At 29.7% G+C, this 20,233-nt stretch carries 16 protein-coding genes and 2 riboswitches; of the genes, 15 read left to right on the plus strand and 1 reads right to left on the minus strand.

The genetic code is table 11. From position 1 onward, the window contains the following. Positions 1-74 precede the first annotated feature (74 nt). The gene (locus tag CIW83_RS10220; RefSeq protein ID WP_201259789.1) at positions 75-749 is read left to right on the plus strand and encodes a response regulator transcription factor; all 675 of its coding nucleotides are present in this window, start codon (positions 75-77) and stop codon (positions 747-749) included. 3 nt (positions 750-752) lie between these two features. After that, the gene (locus CIW83_RS10225) at positions 753-2,186 is read left to right on the plus strand and encodes a HAMP domain-containing sensor histidine kinase (RefSeq protein WP_094900854.1); all 1,434 of its coding nucleotides are present in this window, start codon (positions 753-755) and stop codon (positions 2,184-2,186) included. 50 nt (positions 2,187-2,236) lie between these two features. Here CIW83_RS10225 and CIW83_RS10230 read toward each other — a convergent pair whose 3' ends face one another. Further along, the gene (locus CIW83_RS10230) at positions 2,237-4,183 is read right to left on the minus strand and encodes an amidohydrolase family protein (protein ID WP_235601289.1); all 1,947 of its coding nucleotides are present in this window, start codon (positions 4,181-4,183) and stop codon (positions 2,237-2,239) included. Between the two features lie 188 nt (positions 4,184-4,371). After that, positions 4,372-4,470, plus strand: a riboswitch (SAM riboswitch). Positions 4,471-4,643: 173 nt separating this feature from the next. Then, positions 4,644-4,759, plus strand: a riboswitch (SAM riboswitch). 117 nt (positions 4,760-4,876) lie between these two features. Here CIW83_RS10230 and CIW83_RS10235 point away from each other — a divergent pair. The 13 genes from CIW83_RS10235 to CIW83_RS10295 all read left to right on the plus strand — a co-directional run bounded on the left by CIW83_RS10235 (position 4,877) and on the right by CIW83_RS10295 (position 20,181). Further along, entirely contained in the window at positions 4,877-6,169 is a 1,293-nt protein-coding gene (locus CIW83_RS10235) for a homocysteine synthase (RefSeq protein ID WP_094900856.1), read from the plus strand. Positions 6,170-6,280: 111 nt separating this feature from the next. Next, positions 6,281-7,165, plus strand: a complete 885-nt coding sequence (gene metF / locus CIW83_RS10240) for a methylenetetrahydrofolate reductase [NAD(P)H] (RefSeq protein ID WP_094900858.1) — start codon at positions 6,281-6,283, stop codon at positions 7,163-7,165. Positions 7,166-7,255: 90 nt separating this feature from the next. Then, the gene (locus tag CIW83_RS10245) at positions 7,256-7,933 is read left to right on the plus strand and encodes a hypothetical protein (RefSeq protein WP_094900860.1); all 678 of its coding nucleotides are present in this window, start codon (positions 7,256-7,258) and stop codon (positions 7,931-7,933) included. Beyond that, positions 7,923-10,313, plus strand: coding sequence for a homocysteine S-methyltransferase family protein (locus tag CIW83_RS10250; protein ID WP_094900862.1), 2,391 nt, complete (start codon positions 7,923-7,925; stop codon positions 10,311-10,313). The genes CIW83_RS10245 and CIW83_RS10250 overlap by 11 nt, the downstream gene beginning before the upstream one ends. Before the next feature lie 753 nt (positions 10,314-11,066). Further along, on the plus strand, positions 11,067-12,038 hold the full coding sequence (locus CIW83_RS10255) for an MBL fold metallo-hydrolase (RefSeq protein ID WP_094900864.1): 972 nt from the start codon (positions 11,067-11,069) through the stop codon (positions 12,036-12,038). Positions 12,039-12,088: 50 nt separating this feature from the next. Beyond that, complete coding sequence (locus CIW83_RS10260; RefSeq protein WP_094901008.1) at positions 12,089-13,258, plus strand: iron-containing alcohol dehydrogenase; 1,170 nt, start codon at positions 12,089-12,091, stop codon at positions 13,256-13,258. Positions 13,259-13,363: 105 nt separating this feature from the next. Then, positions 13,364-14,296, plus strand: coding sequence for a 1-phosphofructokinase family hexose kinase (locus CIW83_RS10265; RefSeq protein ID WP_094900866.1), 933 nt, complete (start codon positions 13,364-13,366; stop codon positions 14,294-14,296). Positions 14,297-14,312: 16 nt separating this feature from the next. Next, positions 14,313-14,861, plus strand: coding sequence for a hydrolase (locus tag CIW83_RS10270; RefSeq protein ID WP_094900868.1), 549 nt, complete (start codon positions 14,313-14,315; stop codon positions 14,859-14,861). Between the two features lie 67 nt (positions 14,862-14,928). After that, on the plus strand, positions 14,929-15,864 hold the full coding sequence (locus tag CIW83_RS10275) for a DUF5700 domain-containing putative Zn-dependent protease (RefSeq protein WP_094900870.1): 936 nt from the start codon (positions 14,929-14,931) through the stop codon (positions 15,862-15,864). A gap of 65 nt (positions 15,865-15,929) precedes the next feature. Then, on the plus strand, positions 15,930-16,538 hold the full coding sequence (locus CIW83_RS10280) for a DUF3298 and DUF4163 domain-containing protein (protein WP_094900872.1): 609 nt from the start codon (positions 15,930-15,932) through the stop codon (positions 16,536-16,538). A 100-nt stretch (positions 16,539-16,638) separates the two neighbouring features. Then, positions 16,639-17,727, plus strand: a complete 1,089-nt coding sequence (locus CIW83_RS10285; protein ID WP_094900874.1) for a DNA repair exonuclease — start codon at positions 16,639-16,641, stop codon at positions 17,725-17,727. Positions 17,728-17,729: 2 nt separating this feature from the next. Next, on the plus strand, positions 17,730-19,166 hold the full coding sequence (locus CIW83_RS10290) for an ATP-binding protein (protein WP_094900876.1): 1,437 nt from the start codon (positions 17,730-17,732) through the stop codon (positions 19,164-19,166). After that, complete coding sequence (locus CIW83_RS10295) at positions 19,138-20,181, plus strand: ATP-binding protein (RefSeq protein WP_143598547.1); 1,044 nt, start codon at positions 19,138-19,140, stop codon at positions 20,179-20,181. The genes CIW83_RS10290 and CIW83_RS10295 overlap by 29 nt, the downstream gene beginning before the upstream one ends. Positions 20,182-20,233 lie beyond the last annotated feature (52 nt).

Below are 20,233 nucleotides of genomic sequence, written 5' to 3' on the forward strand. Positions count from 1 at the left end.
ATGAGTATAATAAAATATAGTTATACTCATTTTAAAGTGCTTATATAATCATTACGAAGATTAGGGTGAGTATAATGAGTAAAAAAATATTGGTAGTTGAAGATGAATATTCAATCAATGATATCTTAACTATAGCATTAATAGATGAAGGATATGAGGTCAAAAGTGTATTTAATGGTAGATCTGCATTAGATGCAATAAAAAGTTTTAATCCAGAGTTGGTCTTATTAGACCTTATGCTACCAGATATAGATGGTTTTGAAATATGCAGAGAGATATCAAATAATTATTTGGTGATTATGATTACAGCTAGAGATAATATCTTTGATAGGATTGTTGGATTAGAATTAGGAGCAGATGACTATATTGTAAAGCCATTTGAAATAAGGGAAGTTATAGTTAGAATAAAAGCATTGTTTAGAAGCTTAGAAAAAGATAAATCCTCATTTACTGAACAGATAATGAGATTAAAAGGAGATATAGAGGTAGATATAATGGGGGAAAGGGTATTTAAGAATGGAAAAGAGATAGAGCTAAAGAGGCAAGAGTCTAAACTATTTTTCTATTTACTTAATCATAGAAATCAAGTATTTTCACGACCAGAACTTCTAGATAGAGTATGGGGATATGATTATTATGGAGATGCTAGGACAGTGGATGTACATATTAGAAGGATCAGAGCTAAATTAAAAATGCCTGGAGATACCATCATAGAAACTGTATTTGGTACAGGCTATGTTATGAGGTAGAAGATGTTAAGAACTATTAAAGGTAAAATTACAGTAGGTATTGTATTTATTAGTATAATTGTGCTTATTCTAATTAATTTGATTATATGGGGAATATTTGAAAATAATTTACAAACCTTCATTATAAATGATATGGAGAAGATAAGGGACATTGTTTTTTCTGAAATAAAGAGACAATATCCTATTAGCAGTGAAAAAAATAGTTTAAATAATAAAAATGAGATATGGTCTGTCTTAAATACTGTCAGTAAACAATATGATATATATTTGTCTATGAATTATTTTGAAGATAATTTCAGACAATTCGCTGGGGAATTGCTAGATGAGGAAAGTGTAGAAAATATAGTTCTAGATAGCGATAAAAAATCATCATTATTATATATTCACAACCAAAAAACAAAATTATATGCTACTTATTCTTACCCTATTTATATTGAGGATGATTACATAGGGATTTTTGCATTTCAAAAAAATTATTTAAATGAATACAATAATAATGTTAATTTGATGATAAGGATTACATTTATTCAACTCATCCTATTTATAGTGATGATTCTAGTCAATTATATTTGGCTGAAGAAAACAACAGATCCTTTAAACGATTTAGCAACGGCCATGACTTTTATAGGGCAAGGTAAGTTTTCTAATGGATTAAAAACTAGGAATAATGATGAGATAGGCATACTGATCGATCATTTTAATAAAATGGAAGATCAAATAATGGAACAGGTGAGATATCTACAGTTAGAAAAGAAAAAGATAGAAGAATTGGAGAAAGAATCTAGGGATTTCTTCAATTATGCAACTCATGAAATGAAAACTCCTATTACTTCAATTTTAGGATATACTCAATTATTGCAAAAAGGAAACCTAGACAAGGAAGTAACGGAAAGAGCTTACAGCAGGATTATAGCTGAATCTGAAAGAATGTATAAGCTTATTCAAAATATGTTAGTTGTTGCTAGATGTGAACAATTAGAGGAATATGAACCAGAAAGTTTTAACATTAAAGAATTATTAGCTAAAATAATCTATGAGTTTGAGCTAACTTTTAATAAGCAAAAAATTAATATCTGCTTTGATTGTGATGATACTATAATTTTTGCTATAAAGGAAGAGGTACGGACTATAATTAAGAATTTGATTGACAATGGAATTAAGTATAGTCAAGATGGAAAGATAAGCATTAAATGTAAATCTGAAGATTATGTCTGTATTATTGTAGAGAATAAAATTTTACCTATTCCAAAGGAAATAAGAGAAAAACTTTTAGAGCCATTTATTAAATATAATTATGGAGAGCATACTCAGATGAGCTCAGGGTTAGGATTATTCATTTGTAAAGAATTAGCTGAAAAGAACAAAGCATATATTGACTATAAAATTTACGAAGATAGAATTTGTTTTAGAGTTAAGTTTATCAATATAGAACAATAAATAATAGGGAAAATCTATAGATTTTCCCTATTATTTTAATGATTATATCGTTATTTTTTTCGTTTAAGTCCTAATAATACTAAAACTATTATTAGAGCTGAAACACCGTATACAATAAATATAGTTTTATTATTTTTTGATTCTGTTGGCTTTTCATCATCACTATGTTGAAAAGCTTCTCTAGCATCGTCTTTTGTCGCAATTAGTTTTAAATCCAATAAGTTTTCAGATTGATTTATTTCATAATCCTCATTTAACAATATATTGAGATCTTCAAGAGAAATATAGGTGTTTTCTTTATAGATAATTGGTTCACCTATTAATTGCAATTCTTTTTCTCTTAAATTAGCCTTTCTACTTCCAATTTCTAAATTTAATATATTTCCGATATTTATACTACCATCTATTGAGTTTTCAACTGGAATATTTAGTGTTTCAAAGGTTTCTCTTATAGGAAGATATATTTTATCATCAATTTTATATATTTTTTCCATAGACACTTCTTCTTTATCATCTACTTTGATTTTGAAGTCAATAGGTTCATTATCAGGAGTTTTGTCTACAAAGTAGGATTTCACAGGTTTTCCAGGTTTTACTCCTTTAACTATACCATCTTTATTTTTTACGATAACCCCATTGACGAGTACATATTCGATTCCAACTGAAGGAGCACCAGAATCTTTTACAGTAGATTTGTCTATTATTGTATCTGGATTGAATATAGTAATATCTGCATCTCCTCCAACTTCTATTCTACCCTTATATTTCATAGAAGGAGCGGAACTCTCCATTCTTTTAGCAGGGAGGTAAGATACTTTCTTTATTGCATCCATTATAGATAATACTTTTTCTTCTCTAACATATTTACCAAATATACGACTATAAGTTCCAGCGCCTCTAGGATGATTATTATAGCTTGGCTCTATGATAGTATCACTTCCTATCATAGTGTCAGGGTCTTTTAAGAGCATTATAAGTTCTGATTCAGGCATAGAACCATGGGCGGCAACTAATAGATGTTGCTGACGATACCTGTCGAATGTATCTTTTGTAATTCTAATATCTGTACCGCCTATCTGTAAATCTTCATAAGTGATTTTGAACCTATCTTGCCAGCCTGGACGGAAACGAGCTGAATCTATATAGGTTGCCCAATAGTCATATGGATAAAAACAAGTTGTAATATCCAAGCCTTCCTCCTTAGCCTTTTTTACCATATCCAAAGCCTTGTCCATAACAAAAGTACCGCCTGTACTGTTGATATGCATAATATGGATTATAGCGCCAGTTTCTTTTCCATAATCTATCACTTCTTGAATACCATCTAAGCCTTTTTCTTCATCTGAATGTCTTAAATGATAGAAGGTAGGTAGATTATATTCCTTAGCTAAATTTAATAGTGGAATAACTTCATTTTTTACTCCAGGTACATATTCAAAGCTAAAAGAAATGCCTAATGCACCGGCTTCAACATTTTTTCTTACAACATCTACTAATTTTTGTATATCCTCTTCCTTAGTTACTTCAGTATCTACGCCATATCCTACAATAGGCCATCTATGTCTTGTAACAAAAGATGAAGCCCCAAAGTTAGCCAATACTCCATTTTTTTCCCAAGCTCTATACCAAGAGACTGCATCCTCGGTACCACCATGCATAGCTAGATTGCTAGTTACACCATCCAATACCTTTAACTCTATACCCACAGAGTTTGGATCATATGATATAAGGTCTACAAATCCAGGAGAAATAACAAGACCATCTGCATCAATTACTTTTTCTCCTTTCAATTCTTCCTTGGTTATTTTTTCTACCTTAGAACCAATTATTCCAATATTATAATCCTTAAGTTCGTGATCTGTAGATGGATTATAAATGGTTCCACCTTTTATGACTATGTCATATGTAATAGGTCCATCAGCTAATGATATAGTCGGTATTATATTTAACAACATAATAATTGATAATGATAAAAAAATTATTTTTTTGAGATTCACTTACACACTTCCTCTCTTTTTTAAATAGCTTGTCTCATAATGTAATATTTTATCATAAAGAAAAGAAGAAGTCTTTACAAAACAAAGACAATTAATGGAATTGAATTATCAAAAAATAAAATTAAATATATAAAACAACTATTGACATCTATTTCATTATCTAATATAATTAGCTTAATTTAAAATTAGACTTATCAAGAGAGGTGGAGGGAAAGGCCCTATGAAACCCAGCAACCAGTATTAATTACACGGTGCTAAATCCTACAGCATTAGCTGAGAGATAAGATTTCGATTATTTTACCTCTTTTAGCTAAAGAGGTTTTTTTATGACCTAACACAACGAACGATAGTGAGTTGATGTAGGTGAAACGCAACATTCGCTACGTTCATTTGAATCTGTGCAGTTAGGCTGCGAAAAAATTATGGATAAGTATAATTTTAAAAATTCAATAATTTAATATTCTTATCAAGAGAGGTGGAGGGAAAGGCCCTGTGAAACTTCGGCAACCTTCAGATTAATCTGAAAAGGTGCCAAATCCTACCCTAAGTTCAATCGAACTTAGAGAAAGATGAGAAGGTGTTTGCATACTGTTATGAGTGTAATCTCCTTTCATCTAATATTAAAAAATTAGGAAAGGAGGTTTTTTATTATCTAGTAGCAAATAAATTTTATTGAATAAAGGAGAGATTATAATGAGTGAAAGAAAATTAAAATTTGATACATTACAAGTACATGCAGGACAGGAAGTTGATAAAACTACTGGATCTAGGGCAGTGCCTATATACCAAACTACATCCTATGTTTTTGACAGTGTTGAACATGGATCAAATCTATTTGCATTAAAAGAAGAAGGATATATTTATACAAGAATAATGAACCCAACAACTGATGCCTTTGAAAAGAGAATAGCAGCATTAGAAGTGGGAGTTGGAGCATTAGCCGTTGGTTCTGGTTCAGCTGCCATTACTTATGCAATTTTGAATATTGCTGGTGTTGGAGATGAGATAGTATCAGCAAGTACATTATATGGAGGCACTCATACTTTGTTTTCTACAACTTTACCAAAGTTAGGTATAAATACAGTTTTTGTTGATCCAGATGATCCAGAAAACTTTAGAAAGGCTATAAATGAGAATACTAAGGCAGTTTATATAGAAAGTATAGGAAATCCTGGAATAAATCTTATTGATATTGAGGCTGTGGCTAAGATTGCACATGAAAACAATATACCTTTAATTATAGATAATACATTTGGTACACCGTATCTCATAAGGCCTATAGAATTTGGAGCAGATATTGTAGTTCACTCTGCAACAAAATTCATTGGAGGTCATGGGACCTCAATAGGAGGAGTAATAGTTGATTCTGGAAAATTTAATTGGCTAAATAACCCTAAGTTTCTAGGATTCAATACACCTGATCCAAGCTATCATGGTTTAGTATATGCAAGAGATATTGGAGAAGCGGCTTATATTGTAAAAGCTAGGGTACAGCTTTTAAGAGATACTGGTGCAGCCCTAAGTCCATTCAATTCGTTCTTATTCTTACAAGGACTTGAAACTTTATCATTGAGAGTTGAAAGGCATGTGGCTAATGCAAAAAGAATAGCTGAGTTTCTATACAAACATCCTTTAGTTTCTTGGGTAAATTATCCTAGCTTAGAAGGAAATAAATACAACTATCTTGCTAAGAAGTATTTTCCTAAAGGAGCAGGGTCTATATTTACGTTTGGAATAAAGGGTGGAGTTGAAGAAGGAAAGAGATTTATAGAATCACTAGAGATATTTTCACACCTTGCAAATGTGGCTGATGCAAAATCTCTTGTCATTCATCCGGCTAGTACTACACATTCACAGCTAAATGAGGAAGACCAAATAAAAGCAGGTGTTGCTCCAGACTTAATAAGATTATCAATAGGAATAGAAGATGTAGAGGATTTAATAGAAGACATTGAGCAAGCACTTGAGAGAGCAGTAAGATCTTAAAGCAGCACATATTATAGACAAATTGCTAGAACTTCAAGAGTTTTAGCAATTTGCCTAATAATTATCTATATAAAATTGAAATATTATAATGAGATATTAAAGGAGGCAAATATGAATATAAAACAATTATTTGATAAGAAAAACTTAGTTTTTTCCTTTGAGATATTCCCCCCTAAGCCTGACTATCCAATAGAGACAGTATATGATACCATAGAAGAATTAAGTGTTTTAAATCCTGATTATATAAGCGTTACATATGGAGCAGGGGGTAGTGTTAACAACAACAGAACCTGTCAGTTATCACATTTAATCAAGGATAGATATAATATTGAATCTTTAGCACATTTAACTTGTATAGGTTCTAGTAAAGAGTATATGGATTGTGTACTAGAAGAACTAGAAGAGAAAGGTATAAATAACATATTAGCCCTAAGAGGTGATATTGGAAGCATAGGAGTAGGAGAGTTCAATAACTCTCAAGAACTTATACAATATATAAAACAAAATGGAGATTTTGGAGTAGCTGCCGCTTGCTATCCTGAGGGACATATAGAAAGCAAAAAAGATATTGATAAAGATATTAGAATACTTAAATTAAAGGAAGAGGCTGGTGCAGATTATTTTATTTCTCAACTTTTCTTTGATAACTCCCATTTCTATAATCTCTTAGATAAGGCAGAACAAAAAGGAATTAAAGCTCCAATACAGGCAGGAATTATGCCAGTAATAAATAAAAAGCAAATAGAAAGAGTAATCTCCCTTTGCGGAGCTTCACTTCCAAATAAGTTCCTTAGAATTATGAATAAATATGAATATGATAAGCTTGCTTTAAGGGATGCTGGAATAGCCTTCGCACTGGAACAAATAGTAGATTTAGCATCATCTGGGATTAAGGGAATTCATTTATATACTATGAATAATCCTTATATAGCTAAAAGTATAACTAATAATATTGAATTTATAGTAAGCTCCATAAATAGAAAAAAGGTGATTTAATAATCAATGAGTAGTTACAGCATCATTAAAGAGAACTGAAAGTCTGTAAATTTCATTTAATATAAAGATATAAAGAGGTTGTGATAATTCATGGATAGAATTGAAAGAAATAAGACTGAAATTTTAAGATATTTAGGATATAAGAATCAAGAAATAGACAGTGTTACTAATATGATAATCGAAGAATCTATAGATGAAATAAATTATTTAAAGAAAGAGAAATATATTTATAGATTTTTTTGTATTTCAAAGAGGAAGGGTAAGCTATTGTTAGATAATAGCAGTCTAAAACTAATAGGAAATGATATTAAGAAACATTTAAACAAATCAGAGTCTTGTGTACTAATGGCTGCAACTTTAGGTCATGATGTGGATACTAAAATAAGGTACTATGAAAAAACTAATATGACAAAGGCATTGATATTGGATGCTTGTGCTACTGCTGCTATTGAAGAAATATGTAATAGATTATGTAAAGATATAAGTGATATTATAGCCCAAGATAATAAAAAATTAACTTCTAGATATAGTCCTGGCTATGGAGACTTCCCATTGAATATCCAAAGTGATTTTTTGGAAGTATTGGGAGCAAAAAAATCCATGGGACTTATGGCTTCATCTGAAAGTATATTAATACCTAGAAAATCAGTTACAGCAATAGCAGGAATCATAGACATAGATAGTAAGGCAGAAGAAATTAGCTGTTTAAACTGTAATAAATATGCTACATGTAATTTTAGTAAGGGAGATGCTAGATGTGGGACTTAGAGATTTTTTAAATGAAGGAATTATAATATTTGATGGAGCTATGGGTACTATGCTTCAAAGCAGAGGACTAAAGATAGGTGAATTACCAGAAAAATTAAATATTGAATCACCTGAAATAATAGTTGAAATCCATAAGAAATATATAGAGGCAGGCTCAAAGATTATAACTACTAATACATTTGGTGCCAATGAACTTAAACTTAAAAATAGCGGTTATACTGTTGAAGAAATAATTCATAGGGCAGTTAAAAATGCAAAAGAAGCTATTGACGGAAAAAATGTATATATAGCTTTAGATATAGGACCTATTGGAGAGTTATTAGAGCCTATGGGAACATTGGGATTTGAAGATGCTTATAATATCTTTAAAGATCAAGTGATTCAGGGGGTAAAAAACGGAGTAGATCTAATACTGATAGAAACTATGACAGATTTATATGAAGCAAAGGCAGCTATATTAGCAGCTAAGGAAAATTCAGATTTACCAGTGTTTTGCACCATGAGCTTTGAAAAAGATAAAAGAACTTTTACAGGTTGTAATATTATATCTATGGTCATGGTACTGCAAGGATTAGGAGTAGATGCATTGGGAGTTAATTGCTCGTTAGGTCCTAAAGAAATAGAACCTATAGTAGATGAAATATTAAAGATTTCTAAAGTGCCAGTTATGGTTCAAGCAAATGCAGGACTGCCATCTATAGTTGATGGAAATACAGTTTTTAATATCTCTCCAGAGGAGTTTGCATTATATGGAAGGCGATTTGGAGAAAAGGGTGTAAAGGTTATAGGGGGATGTTGTGGAACAACGGATAAGCATATAGAGGCTTTAGTTAGTGCTTTAAATAATATTGTAGTACAAGATAGAGAATATTATCCTATAAATAGTATATGTACTCCTACAAATGCAGTAGTTATTGATGAAGTAAAGGTAATCGGTGAAAGGATAAACCCTACAGGAAAAAAACTTTTCAAAGAAGCCTTAGTCAGGGGAGATATAGATTATATATTAAGAGAAGCCATAGCTCAAGTTGAAGCAGGAGCAGATATCTTAGATGTAAATGTAGGGTTGCCAGAGATAAATGAAGAAGAAACCATGGTTAAGGTTATTAAAGAAATACAATCTATACTGGATGTTCCTCTCCAAATTGATTCTACTAATCCTAGAGTTATTGAAAAAGGATTAAGAATTTATAATGGTAAAGCTATAGTTAATTCAGTAAATGGAGAGGATGAAAGCTTAGATAAGATTCTTCCTATAGTAAAAAAATATGGTGCTTCTGTAGTAGGTCTTACATTAGATGAAAGAGGAATACCAAAAACTGCTTTAGAAAGATTTAAGATTGCAGAAAAAATTGTAAAAAGAGCAGAGGAATATAATATAGATAAAGAGGATATCTATATAGATTGCCTGACATTAACAGCTGCAGCACAGCAAGAAGGTGTAAAGGAAACATTAAAGGCTATTGAATTAGTAAAGGAGAAATTAAAAGTAAAGACTGTCCTTGGAGTATCCAATGTGTCCTTTGGACTACCAAATAGAGAATTGTTAAATAGAACATTCTTGGCATCAAGTATATATGCAGGTTTGGATTTACCTATAATAAATCCATTGAACAAGGAAATGATGGATACAATAATATCATCTAAAGTATTATGGAATGATGACAAAGGAGCTAAGGAATATATTAACTCCTACGAAAATATAAGGAATGAAAGTGATTCCAAAGAGATTTATAAAACCAATGGAGAAGATTTGTTTAATATAATATTAAAAGGAATTAAAGAAGAAGCTAAAGATGCAACTGAAAAGTTACTATTATATAAGGAGCCCCTAGATATAGTTAATGGATATATAGTCCCTGCATTGGATCTGATGGGGGAGAAATATGAAAAGGGAGAGATATTCCTTCCTCAGCTAATACGGTCAGCTGAAACTGTAAAGAACTCCTTTGAAATCATAAAGGAAGGTTTAATAGGAGAATCGAAACTTCAAATTTCTAAGGGCAAGATAATATTAGCTACGGTAAAAGGAGATATCCATGATATAGGTAAAAATATAGTGAAAGTTCTATTGGAGAATTATAACTATGAAATTATAGATTTAGGAAAAGATGTACCCAAGGAAAAGATAGTAGAAGAAGCAATTAAAAATGATGTTAAGCTCATAGGACTTAGCGCTTTAATGACTACAACAGTAAAGAATATGGAGGATACAATAAAGACTTTAAAAAAAGAAAATTCCAATTTTGTAGTTATGGTTGGAGGAGCAGTGCTAAATGAGGAGTATGCTAATATGATAAAGGCAGATTTCTATGCTAAAGATGCAAGGGATGCTGTAACCATAGCAAGGAAGGTATTAGGGCAGAATAAAATAAACTGAGTGAGAAATGAGTGCTCAGTTTATTTCAAAAAAGCAATGACTATGGAAAACAATAAAACTAATAAGAACAATATATAACACATACGAATAAATACTTTCTAGCAATAGATAGTCTGTAAATTAACTAGAAAAATATTAATTGCTTATCTATGTTTTTTTGTTTTTTAGTGAGCTTATAAAAAAGATAATCATTTTAACAAGCTTTTCCCCAATAAAATTTGAAACTTTCATCCAAAAATTTATTAACACTATGAAAATAATAAGCATAACTAATATCCCCCAAATAAACTCAATATAATCCATAATATCCTCCTCAATATTTTATATGTTTCTTCATATTCTACAGGTTATTTCCAAGTTTGTTTTTTGCCTATCAGACGTAGGTGATTCTTGGGAATCTAATAATTTTTCTGAACTGCTGGCTCACTTAATTTTGTGTCCATAACTATATACTAACACAAGTTATATTTTGGGTGTATTATAAAATTCATACGGAAAGATTTTCTAGGTTCAATAGGCTAGGAATTGGAAAATTTATCGATATAAATAGCTCATCTATATAAGGGTTAGAGATAGTATGATTTTTAGTCATTGAATTTTGAATAAAATGGAATTTTAAGATAGAATTATGTAGTTAATAAATAAGTGTGGTAGGATAATGGGGGCATATTAGTGTCCCTATTTTAAATTCATTTGACAATACATAAATAAAAAAATATCATATAGTTAATATACTAAGGTGGGGTGAAAAAATTGATTACAAAGGTATATGAGGATATATATATGATAGAAGTGATACTACCTAACAATCCTTTAAAGGCATTAAATTCTTATGTAATAAAAGGTAACGATAAATCTCTGATAATAGACACTGGATTTAACAGGGAGGAATGTATTGATGCTCTTTTCAATGGGTTAGAAGAACTGAATATAGATATAAAAGATACAGAACTGTTTATAACTCATCTACATGCAGATCATTCAGGAATGGCCTCCATATTTAAAGAAGCAGGAGTAAAAATCTATGCAGGTGAAATAGATGGAAGATTAATCAATGAAATGACAGGAAATGATTATTGGGAAAGGTTTGAAGAATTTAAGATTTTGCTTGATTTAGAAAGAGATAAGGTGACCTTTTCTGAGCATCCAGGATATAGATATTGTTTAAAAGAGCCTGTGGAATTTACCTACTTGAAAGAAGGAAAAGGCATACAGGTAGGAATATATTTTTTTGAAGTAATCGATATTCCAGGACATACTCCAGGACATATTGGACTGTATGAAAGAAATCATAAGCTATTTTTCTGTGGTGATCATATATTAGATAAGATTACACCTAATATAGGGTTTTGGGGATTTGAAGAGAATATATTAGCAACATATTTTAATAGTTTAGCAAAAGTATATTCCTATGATATAGATTATTTATTTTCTGCCCATAGAAATATAATCAGAGATCATACTAGACGAATAAATGAATTAATATTCCATCATAAAGAAAGACTTGGTGAAATTGTTCATATATTAAAGGATGGAGAATTATCTGTAAGAGATGTAGCTGCACAGATGCATTGGAGTATTAGAGCTAGGGATTGGGAGGATTTTCCTATTCCACAGAAATGGTTTGCGGCAGGTGAAGCTATGTCACATCTAGAACATTTATATTGTACAGGCAAGCTAAATAAAGAATTAAGAGAAGGAAAGCTGTTTTTTAAGTTAAAATAGATTTCTTTGGGTATTAATAGTAAGATAAATATTATATGGGAGATGATGATATGCTTAATTTTAACTATAATATTCCTACTAAAATTTTCTTTGGTGAAGGGAAAATAGAAGTTCTAGGAAAACAGATAAAGAAATATGGCTCTAGGGTGCTTTTAGCTTATGGTGGAGGAAGTATTAAAAAGATTGGACTATATGACAAGGTGGTTGAGATTTTAAGAGAGAATAATATACCCTATTATGAGCTTTCTGGAATAGAGCCAAATCCAAGAGTAGAATCTGTAGCTGAAGGCGTAAGGATATGTAGAGATAATAATATTGATTTTATCTTAGCTGTAGGTGGAGGAAGTACTATAGATTGCTGTAAGGTTATAGCTGCTGCATATTATTATGATGGTAATCCGTGGGATTTAGTAATTCGTAAAGCAAAAATTGAAAAAGTATTACCTATTGGAACTATACTTACATTAGCAGCTACTGGCTCAGAAATGGATGCTGGTGCTGTTATAAGTAATATGGAAACTAATCAAAAATATGGAATTGGCCACTCTGGAATGTTTCCTAAGTTTTCAATTTTAGATCCAACATATACCTATACTGTATCAAAATATCAGACAGCATCTGGTGTAGCTGACATTATGAGCCATACTTTTGAAGAATATTTTAGCAATGAAAAAGGAGCATATTTACAGGATAGATTGGCAGAATCGATTCTGAAGACTTGTATGAGATATGGTAGAATTGCTATAGATGAGCCAGAAAACTATGAGGCAAGAGCAAACCTTATGTGGGCCTCTTCATTAGCTATAAATGGATTATTAGGATATGGAAAAGACTCTGCTTGGGCAGTTCATCCATTAGAACACGAACTATCTGCATACTATGATATTACACATGGTATAGGATTAGCAATACTAACACCTCATTGGATGGAACATGTATTAGATGAAAATACTATATGGAAATTTGTAGAGTATGGTGTAAATGTATGGAATATAGATTCAAGTCTTGATGATATGGAAATAGCTAAGATGTCTATTGAAAAGACTAGTGAGTTTTTCAAATCCTTGGATATTCCAATGACCCTCAGAGAAGTAGGCATAGATGAACACAAACTTGAGATCATGGCTAGAGATGTAATAGATTACGTCGGAGGAACTGTTGGCAACTTCAAGGCCTTAGACTATGAAGATGTGTTGAGTATCTATAAGAAAGCACTGTAAAAGCAAAAAGGTTATTACTTCTACTTAGTAGTTGTTTAAGTAGAAACTAAGATTTTGGTTTTAATTGTGAATTATCAATTGTGCATTGTATAAAGGGGGGAGAATGTGATTTTAAACATAGATTTGAATCCTAATTTGGATAGAAATTATACATTAGACAAGGTATATCTAGGCAAGAACAATAACACTAAATCCTTTAGTTGTAACCCTAGTGGAAAAGCTTTCATCTCTTCAATTTTATTAGATGCCTTTAATGAAGATTCTTTCATTACTGGATTTCTTGGTGGTATAAATGGAGAATATTTTCATAAAAGATTAACAGAGATGAAGATGGCACATGAATTTATACCTATAAAAGAGGAAACTAGAACAATAATTAGATTAAAAGATAATGAGAATGATACCACTATATTAGAAGAAGGACCTAGGATTACTCGAGAGGAAGTAGTGAGTTTTTATGAGCTATATTCTCGGCTAATTGAAAGAGCTAATATTATCTGTGGATTAGGTTCTCTTCTTCCCCAAGGTGTACCAAAGGATATTTACTTTGACTTAATAACCTTAGCTAATAAAAGGGGAAAAAAATTTATCCTAGATATAGGAGAAGATGGATTATCCTATGGAATTGATGCTACTCCTTATATGGTAATACTTAATCAAAGAGAACTTGAAGATATTCTTAAAGTAAGTTTACATTTCGAAAATGAAATAATTAAATCCGGTAGATATATCCTTGACAGAGGTGTAGAGTTTATAGTTATAGATTTACAAAATAGAGGAAGTTTAGTACTTGGACAAGATAGAGGTTATAGGGTGGAGATTCCTTATCTAGGCAATACAATAGCTAATATAGACTATAATGGTATGTCAGCGGGATTTGCCTTAGGGATCAATAGAAATTATGACATTGAAATGACCATAAGATTAGGACAAGCATTTAATATTGTATCTAATTTAGAATCAGATATAATGAAGATTGAAGCAAGTGATATTAAAAGACTTATGAGTCAAATAGAAATTTATCCTATTAATTATTAAGTAGAGGAGTGATATAATGGATAGATATACATTAAACAGAGATAACACAGCATTACTTATTATTGATATTCAAGAGAAATTAGCTTCTATAATGAAATATAAGGAACAAGTAATCGATAACACAAAGATATTGATTACTGCGGCTAAAGAAATGAACGTGCCTATTATTGTTACAGAACAATATCCGAAGGGAATAGGTCCTACAGTAGCTGAGATAAAGGAAGCTGTAGATAATATGGAGGCATTTGAAAAAACTAATTTTTCTGCATATATAGGTAAAATCAAAGAAACATTAGATGCTACCGGTAGAAAAAAAGTAATTATAACAGGGATGGAAACTCATATATGTGTCTTTCAAACGGCTAGAGATTTAATAGATAATGGATATGAGGTATTTATTGCGAGAGATGCTGTATGTTCAAGAACTAAAGAAAACTTTTTAAATGGATTAGAACTTATGAAAGATGTTGGAGCAGTTATATCAAATACTGAAGCAATTGTATTTGATCTTCTTAAAATTGCTGGTACTCCAGAATTTAAAGTATTATCTAAATTAATTAAATAATAATAAAGAATACTCCTCTTTTAAAGCCATATATATTTAGTATAACGCTTTAGGAGAGGAGTTTCTTGTGAAAATTAATATTGAGGGAATTAAATTATTAGAAAAAATATTTGAAGATTATTACCTAAATTATGATACTTTAATAAAGTTTACAAAATCAAAGGGTACAAAGGGATTTATAGATCATGAAAAGAGCTTCAATAGAGATATAAGTAAATCAAAGATAATAGCAGAATTAATAAAATTAGAAGAAGACAATGAGTATAAGGATATATATGATTTTTATATATTAAGAGAAGATGTATCTAGACTAAAGAAATCACTACTATATATAGATAAGAATGGAGAGACGATTATAAATGAATCATTATCTAAGGTATATAATTTTATTCCTAAAAATATAAAAATTCAACCTAATATTTATCTTTATGCAGGAGGTATAGATGGAGGTTTTACAGTATATAGAAAAGATATTTTTATTAATTACATAAAATATTTTAATGACTTAGATGAATTTACTAAGGTGATTAGCCATGAATTATTTCATTGTAGATTAGTTTCTTTAAATAATAAATTTAAAAATTTATTCATTGATAATATTAATAATAGATATACTTATGAAATTTTAGGAAAAATATTAGAAGAAGGGACTGCATGTCTAATACAGCATGGTAGCATTTTAGAAAAAGATGATCCTATAGGAACCATTACCAAGGAAAAGATGAAGCTAATAGGTAAAAAGTTTTCACAGCTAAACTATATTTTGTTAGGGATAAGAGAAGGTAATATAAATTACCTAGAAATGGAAAAGCTAGATATTTATTCTTTGGGTTATTATATAGCAAGTTCACTATATGATTTTTATGGTAAGGAAATATTGTTACCTTGGATAGAAAAGTACGATTATAAAAAACCAATAAAATCATATATTCAAGCTATGAGACAAACAGGAAATAATTCAGGATTCACTAAAGAAATTGAAGGCTGGTTATTACAGTTATAAAAAATCAGCACTAACTCCTTAATAATGCATATTTTATATTAACGAATAAAAAAGGAGTGAAAATCATGAATGAAAATATTTTTCCCGTTGAAATAAAAACCTTAAAATTAGATATGCGTAGGCTTGAAATATATTATCCTCAAGTATATGGGCTGGAAAATATATATGTGGAGGACAAGATTAATGATGTAATATTAGAAGTAATGTATAATCAAATAAATCAACAAGGGTATTATGATAACCCAGAAACGCAGATAACAGGCACATGGGAACTTAAAAATAATCAAAAAGGTATACTCTCCTTAACTTTAATAAACTATGCTTTTTCTGGTGGAGCCCATGGCTTAACAATAGTCAAAGGATTGACATTTGATATAGAAACTGGGAAACTATATGAATTACCAGAGCTTTTTAAGCCGGGTTCAGATTATATTAAAGTTTTGTCTGAAGAAGTTAAGGAACAAATTGAGGATAGAGATATCCAGACCTTAGGAGAATTTGAACATATAAAGCCAAATCAAGATTTTTATATAGCTGATTTGTCCTTAACTATATTCTTTCAAGAGTATGAAATAGCACCATATGTATATGGAATACTTTACTTTCCTATTTCCATATATGAAATAGAAGATATTATAGATGAAAATGGACCATTAGGGAGAATGATATCTTAAATAATGAAGTCAGCTTTTTAAGCTGGCTTTTCTTTTTAATTAGTATCTATCTGTAATTATATGATATAATTTTAGTACCATAATTTGGAGGAGGGATATTTTGGTTAAGTTTATACATACAGGAGATTTACACCTAGGTCTAAAGTTTAAAAATGTTTCTTTCCAACAAGAAAAAGCAATAGAAAGAAGAAACGAATTATGGTCTACATTTGAAAGAATAGTGAAATATGCTAAGGATAATAAAGTTGATTTTTTATTAATTGCTGGAGATTTATTCGAAGAAGCCTATTTTACTATAGGGGATATTACTAGGGTAAGAGATACTTTTAAAACTGCAGAGAATGTTAATATAATCATATCAGCTGGAAATCATGATTTTAAGGGGAGAAAATCCCTATATACTAGAGTTGAATGGACCAGTAATGTTACTATTTTTGATGGAGAAGGAATCAATAAAAAAGAGTTTGGGGACTTAAACACAGTAATATATGGATACAGCTGGGATACTGTTGAAATTCGTACAAACAATTTATTTAATGGATTAGAAAATAAATTAGATAATACAAAGAATAATATATTAGTATTACATGGTGATATATCCAACAATTCATCTTATCTTCCTTTAAATCTTCAGGAGCTAAATAATTTAAATATGGATTATATAGCATTGGGGCATATTCATAAACCTCAGATTATATCTGAAAAAATTGCATATTCAGGTTGCCCAGAGCCATTGGACTTTGGAGAACTAGGAGAAAGAGGTATAATTAAAGGGATGATAAATAATAAAAAAATAGAATTTGAATTTGTTCCTTTTAGTAAAAGAAGATTTATTGAAACTGAAGTAATAATAGATGAAAATATGGGTTATCCTGATATAATTAATGAGATAAGAAATGCTAGTATAGGAAATAAAAAGATAGATTTCTACAGAATAAATCTTAAGGGATTTATTCAAAAAGATATTGTAGTTGAAAATTTAAATAAAGATTTGAACAATGATTTTTATCATATAGAATTAGTCAACAACACTATATTAGACTATGATTTAGAACAGTTAGAAAAGGAGAATCAAGGAAATATAATTGGAAGATTTATAGATTCTATGAAAAAGAAGAATTTGGACAACCCTATAGTAAAGGATGCTTTATATATGGGATTAGAAGTACTCTTAAAGGAGAGAAATTAGACATGCTTCTTAAAGAACTTAATTTAATTGGATTTGGAAAATTTAAAAATAAAAATATAGTTTTGAAAGATGGTATCAATCTTATATATGGAGAAAATGAAGCAGGCAAATCAACTTTGCATAGTTTTATTGATGGCATGTTTTATGGTTTTTTGAAGCTCAATATAAAGAGAACAGATTATTTGCCAGAATACGAGAAGTATAATCCTTGGACTAACAATAGATATGCAGGTATTATACGCTTTAAATATAATGGGAAGTTCTATAGAATCGAAAGAAATTTTACTAAAGGAGAAGAGAATACAAAGGTTTTAGATGAAACTACTGGAGTAGATATCACTAAAAATATAGAGGCTGGTTCAGGGAGAGTACTGCAGCCAGGTATTCATTTCTTTGGTTTTAATACTAGAGTTTTTTCTAATACGATATTTATTAAACAATTAGGTACAAAGACAGATGATAAATTAGCTGCTGAAGTGACGGAAAAGTTAATTAATGTTACCACAACTCTAGATGATAATATATCAGTTGATAAGGCTATATCTGAGTTGAAAGTAAGAATGGGGGAAATTGGAACTGATAGAGCATCAACAAAACCCTATGCTAAAAATCTTAGAGATATAGAAAGACTCCAAGAGGAAAAAAGCAATATACTTTCAGAAAAGGATGCTTACCAATATTATCTAGAAGAGAAAATAAGATTAAATAATAATTTGGAAATAGAAATGAGAAATTTATCTAGATTAAGAGAAAAGTTATCAAAGGTTGAAATATTAGAAAAGGCAAGGACATTAGAAGAGGCTAAGATACTGTCAGATGAGATTGCAAATTTAAATTCAAAAATAGACAAATTATCAAGTTATGCCAATATATCTATGGATCAATACAAGGAAAGTATTAACCTAAGTAATGCCATTGATTTTATAGACAAGAATATTGTTCAATCTAAATTTGAATTAGAAAATATAGAAAATAGATTACAATCTATGGATAACGAAGGATATAATGATATTTATGGGAAGAAAATTGAAGAAATAAGTAAGGACTATAACTATTATGAGGAATTAGAGGAAGAAAAAAATACAATTTTCTATAATAAAGAAGATAATAAAATAGAATTTTTAAAAAGAGATTATAAAGAACTTAAGGGTAAATCTTCAAAGTATAAAGTTATTCAAATTTTTTCCATTATATTAGCTATAATTGCATTTGGTGCTACAATTATAGCCATAATTACTAAAAAGTATTTACCAATTGGTATCTTATTTATAGTCTTCGGTTCCATTGGAGGCTATTATACTAATAAAGTTAATAATCTCAAATATATTATAGAAGATATAAGTAGAAAAATAGAAGATATATATAATAGAGAGAAAGAAAAACAATCTAGAATTGAAGAAAATAGAAAAATTGAAAAAAAGTTTATTGGAAAAATATAATACTACGGGCAAAATGGAATTTAAGAAATTATTAGATAGATTACAAATTGAGTATTATAGACAAAAGGAACAGATTGAATTATACAATGAACTAAAAACTAAGAGAGGGTTATTACTAGATAGAATTTATGAAGATGAATTTAATAGAAAACAGAATTTAATTACACTTGAAGCAATATTTACTGAAAATAATGTTAAGGATATCCAGGAGTTTAATTATAGCTTAGATAAAAGAAATATGTATGAACAATATATTAGAGAATCAGAAGGGAAAAAGGAAATTCTTAGGAAGGTATTGGGACAACATACAATAGAGAATCTAACTGCTGAACTTGGTAATTTTTATTTAGATATAAATAATAGCATTGAAGATATGGATAAAAATCAAATAAAATATCAAATTGATAGAATTAATGAGAATATCTCGGATATAAAAATTGCACTAAGGGGAGCAGAGGAGAATCTTAATATCCTAGGTAAAGATATGGAAAGGTTGGTTGTAATAGAGGAAGAAATTGAGAGAAAGATAAAATATAAGGAAGAATTAGAAAATAAATATAAATCTCTTGAAATTGCGGCCCAGGCTATTGAAGAATTATCAAGGGATATTCATAGTCAGTTTACTCCAGAAATAAATAAAAAGGTTAGTAAAATAGTTGAAAAAATTACAGAAGGAAAATACAATAATATTAAGATTAGTGAATCCTTAAACATTAGTGTTGAAAATCCCATTACCAGGGAAATAATAGATATAAATAGTTTAAGTGGTGGAACAATAGATCAATTGTATTTCTCTCTTAGATTTGGGATAATTAATTCTATGGTAGATAATAAATTACCTTTAATTTTAGACGATTGTTTTATTCAATATGATGATAGCAGACTTAAAAATATCATAGAGTTTTTAACTGATATTGGAAACGAAAGGCAGGTTATTTTATTTACTTGTCATAATCGTGAGAAAAAGGCATTAGAAGACTTGGGAGCTAAGTTTAATTTAATTAACTTAAGGTAAAGTATTACATTAACTAAGAATATGTTGAAAACACTAGGTTATAACTTAATGT

Origin of the sequence: Tissierella sp. P1 (assembly GCF_002266425.1) — a bacterium.
Lineage (GTDB): Bacteria > Bacillota > Clostridia > Tissierellales > Tissierellaceae > Tissierella > Tissierella carlieri.